The sequence below is a fragment of the Candidatus Infernicultor aquiphilus genome (assembly GCF_002784285.1).
Classification (GTDB): domain Bacteria; phylum Atribacterota; class Phoenicimicrobiia; order Phoenicimicrobiales; family Phoenicimicrobiaceae; genus Infernicultor; species Infernicultor aquiphilus.
The window spans coordinates 1-3,886 of record NZ_PFKO01000071.1 but is presented as its reverse complement, the minus strand read 5'-3'; the positions used below and the strand labels follow the sequence as shown (position 1 = coordinate 3,886).

The window sequence follows — 3,886 nt, the reverse complement described above, 5'->3', positions numbered from 1 at the left end:
TTTCCGTGTAATACATCAGGGTAGAATAGGTTGATGGAAGGGGAGTAAATATCTGTACCTGTTCTGGATTAATCTTTAATTCTTGAGAAGTAAATTTTTTTAATCTTTGCATATCCTCTTCTTTACAACCTGGATGAGCAGCTATTAAATAATAAGTTAAAAATTGTTTCTTTTTCAGTTCTTTATTTATCTGGAAAAATTTATCTTTAAATTTTTTTAAATATCCCTGGTCAGGTTTACCCATTTTTTCTAAGACATTATCTTCAATATGTTCGGGAGCAATTTTAAGTTGCCCGGAGATGTGATGCTTAATTAATTCGCGTAAATATTCTTCTCCATATTTTTGATCCTCCAATAACATATCATAGCGTATCCCTGAAGCAACAAATACTTTTTTTATTCCTTTAATTTTTCTTATTTTTTTTAAAATTTCTATCTGTGCCTGATGATTTATTTGTAAATTCGCGCAAATCTGAGGATATAAACATCTCTTATTCGGGCAACTTCCCAATTTTAATTTCTTTTGACATTCTATTCCATACATATTTGCGGTAGGTCCACCTAGATCTAAAATATATCCCTTAAAATCCTTCATTGAAGCCAGTAATTTCACTTCTTTTAAAATAGACTTTTCGCTTCTTTGCTGAATAGTTCTACCCTGGTGAACCGCTATAGAACAAAAATTGCAATCGCCATAACAACCTCGATGAGTGGGAATAGAAAATTTTATAGTTTCAAGAGCTTTTACCGAACCATCTTTTCTATAATAAGGATGAACTTCTCTTTCATAATCCAAATCATAGATTTGATCAAGTCTTTTCTGAGATAGAGGATAATTAGGTGGATTTTGAATTAAATATCTACTATCCTGCTTTTGACAGAGACCCTTAGCGGTTAGAGGGTCGTTATTTAGGTAAAAGTCGTGAAACATAGTAATAAATTTCTGTTTATCTTCTTGAACTTCTTGATAAGAAGGTAAAATTATAAAACCTTCTTGGGGTTGAGGAGAGATATAACATAAACCTCTGATCTTTTTAAAATCTTCACCAGATTCTAATTTTTCGGCCAGCTCCAAAACAGATTTTTCTCCCATACCATAGATTAAAATATCTGCTTTCGAATCAAAGAGTATGGATTTTCTTATTTTATCATCCCAATAATCATAATGGGTTATCCGGCGCAGACTCGCTTCTATTCCACCTAAAACAAGTGGTTTAGTATTTTTAAAATATTTTTTTATCAAATTACAATAAACTATGGTTGCCCGATTAGGTCTTTTAGTATTTTCTCCTCCGGGAGTGAAATCGTCCTTTCTCCTCTTTTTCTTCAAAGCAGTATAATTTGCCACCATCGAGTCTACTGAACCAGCAGTGATTCCCCAAAATATAGCCGGTTCTCCCAGTCTAGTTATATCTATTTCACTATTTAAATCTGGCTGGGCGATAATACCTACTTTGTAGCCTGCCGCAAATAGTACCTTTCCTATAACTGCAGCGCCAATATAGGGGCTATCTAGATAAGTATCCCCGGTTACTATAATTATATCTAATTTTTTCCAGGATAATCTTTTTATCTCTTCTCTGCTAGTGGGTAAAAACATCTATTATCTCCTTGTTAAGTTAAATTAGATAACTCCTCTCTAACCAGGTTACTATCAAACCAGAAATCCATCTTTTTTAACTCACTTCTTAAGTATAAGACAGTAAGAATAGCTGACAAAATATCGGCAGCAGGATAGGCCATCCAAACCCCCATAATTCCTAATCCCCAAACTCTTGGTAAAATAATAACTAATGGAATAAAGAGCAAAACTTGCCTAAGTAAAGATAATACCAAAGAAGGGACTGCCTTTCCCAAAGACTGAAATAGGCCAGCAGCTACTATCTGTATACCGATAAATGGTATCATCGAAACTGCTATCCTAATTACTATAGAACCTTTAGTAATTATTTCCGTATCCGTAGTAAATATACTTATAATCGCAGCCGGGAATAGCTCTACTATCAGCCAGCTAAAAGTGGCCAGGGCAGTAGCGGTAATAAGCGCTAATTTTACCGCTTCTTTTAGCCGATCATATTTTTTCGCTCCATAATTAAAGCCTACTATGGGCTGCATTCCTTGTATTACCCCGAATAAGGGCATAAACATAAACATAGTTATCCGCTGGAGCATGCCAACAATTATCAAGGCTATATCTCCGCCAAAAACCCTCAGAGAGTTATTTACCACGATGGCTACTACACTCCCACTAATCTGTCTGGAAAAAGCAGCAGATCCTATGGCAAATATTTCTTTTATAATATTTATCTTAGGTTTTAGATGGTGTAATTTTATTTTTAATGAACTTTTACCACTATATAAATAGATTAATATATAGAGAAAAGAAATAAATTGAGAAATAATAGTTGCCAGGGCAGCGCCTTTAACCCCTAATTTAAAGATAAATATAAATATGGGGTCTAAGATGATATTCAATATTGCACCGATGAGCATGCTGGCCATAGCTACTTTAGCATTACCTTCGGCTCTGATTAAATTATTAGAAGACATAGCAAAGGAAAAGAAAATACTACCCCAAAGTATTATCTTGATGTAATCTTTAGCATAAGGCAAGATAGTTTCTGTTGAACCGAAAATTCTTAACATTGGTTCGGTAAAGATAAGACCAAGGGCAGAAATTATGGCACTCAAGATAATTACACAAAGAAAGGAATTGCCGGCAACATAATCTGCTCTTTCTATATTCTTTTCCCCTAAACTCCTGGATATGGCAGAGGCTGCACCAATTCCTATCATCATGGCAAAAGCCATAATTATCATTTGAATAGGAAAGGCTACGGTTAATCCCCCAATAGCAATAGCTCCTACGCCTCTTCCCACAAAGATGGTATCAACCAGATTGTATAAGGCATTTACCAACATGCCAACAGTTGCCGGTAAAGATAAATTTAGTAAAAGTTTACTTATTTTTTGTTCTCCCAGTCTAGTGCTTATCTGTTTCATAAAATTATCTCCTAGTATGATTTTTTATTTTAGGTTTATTTTATATAGGGTGTTCGCCATTAGAGAGTACGCTATTAAGAGTTTCCAGACCTTTAATTATATCTTTTATTTCCTGTTCGGAAAGCCTTTTAAGTAAATTACTAAAATGCTCTTCTGCTCTCTTATGAAAGTCTTTACAAAATTTCTGACTTCCCTCGGTCAAGGCGATTTTTACTACTCGTCGGTCATCTTGGTTGCGCTCACGTCTAATGATATTTTTCTGTTCAAGTCTATCCAGGATTCCTGAGACGGTGCTATCAGACAACCCTATCTTATCACTTAGTACGCTTACCTTTAATTCTCCATTTTTAGTTAAAGTTGATACTACCGAAAGTTGAGGGAAGGTAAGTCCTGAATCCTGCATAAAATCATGAAACCTATGCCTCATAGATTTATTGAGGTTTCTAATCAGGTTAATAATTTTAGAACTGCTTTCAAATTCGGACATTATCATTTCCCTCCTTATTCCTAATATACTTTGGATAAATATATTTCTTATACAAATATTTAGAATGAAAAACATTATAATATAAAAATATAATCTCGTCAATAGGCGAAATAGGATCAGGTAAAAAAATTACAAATGGTAGCTAATATTCCTTGACCACCTTAATAAAGTTAAATAAGCAGCAAAAATTGTAGTTAATAATTGTAAGAAGGGAGATATAAATATCATTAAAATTAACCATCCTATAAAGCTTAATTTCGGATCATAAAGGATTAGTGGAATTCCAAAATTCTTAAAGTCAGCACTTGGATTAAAGAGCATGAAGAGCATGGAAATAGTATTCCCCCATATAATACTCATTATAAAAAAAGTAAAAAATGAAGTGATAATGGCATA

3 protein-coding genes and 1 pseudogene are annotated in these 3,886 nt (G+C 33.8%); all 4 read right to left on the bottom strand.

The genetic code is table 11. The features are described from left to right. The coding region (locus tag COZ07_RS02030) for a YgiQ family radical SAM protein (protein ID WP_406606930.1) at positions 1 to 1,600 on the bottom strand (1,600 nt) is incomplete at its 3' end. 14 nt (positions 1,601 to 1,614) lie between these two features. Then, positions 1,615 to 3,003, bottom strand: a complete 1,389-nt coding sequence (locus COZ07_RS02025) for an MATE family efflux transporter (protein WP_406606929.1) — start codon at positions 3,001 to 3,003, stop codon at positions 1,615 to 1,617. A 40-nt stretch (positions 3,004 to 3,043) separates the two neighbouring features. Continuing rightward, positions 3,044 to 3,490, bottom strand: a complete 447-nt coding sequence (locus tag COZ07_RS02020; RefSeq protein WP_406606928.1) for a MarR family winged helix-turn-helix transcriptional regulator — start codon at positions 3,488 to 3,490, stop codon at positions 3,044 to 3,046. Positions 3,491 to 3,619: 129 nt separating this feature from the next. After that, a pseudogene (locus tag COZ07_RS02015) lies at positions 3,620 to 3,886 on the bottom strand (hypothetical protein); the annotation flags it as partial.

What these genes read in the sequence shown, in the direction of transcription:
- COZ07_RS02020 (WP_406606928.1), bottom strand. Translation starts at nt 3,490, where the DNA reads ATGTCCGAATTTGAAAGCAGTTCTAAAATTATTAACCTGATTAGAAAC.
- COZ07_RS02025 (WP_406606929.1), bottom strand. Translation starts at nt 3,003, where the DNA reads ATGAAACAGATAAGCACTAGACTGGGAGAACAAAAAATAAGTAAACTT.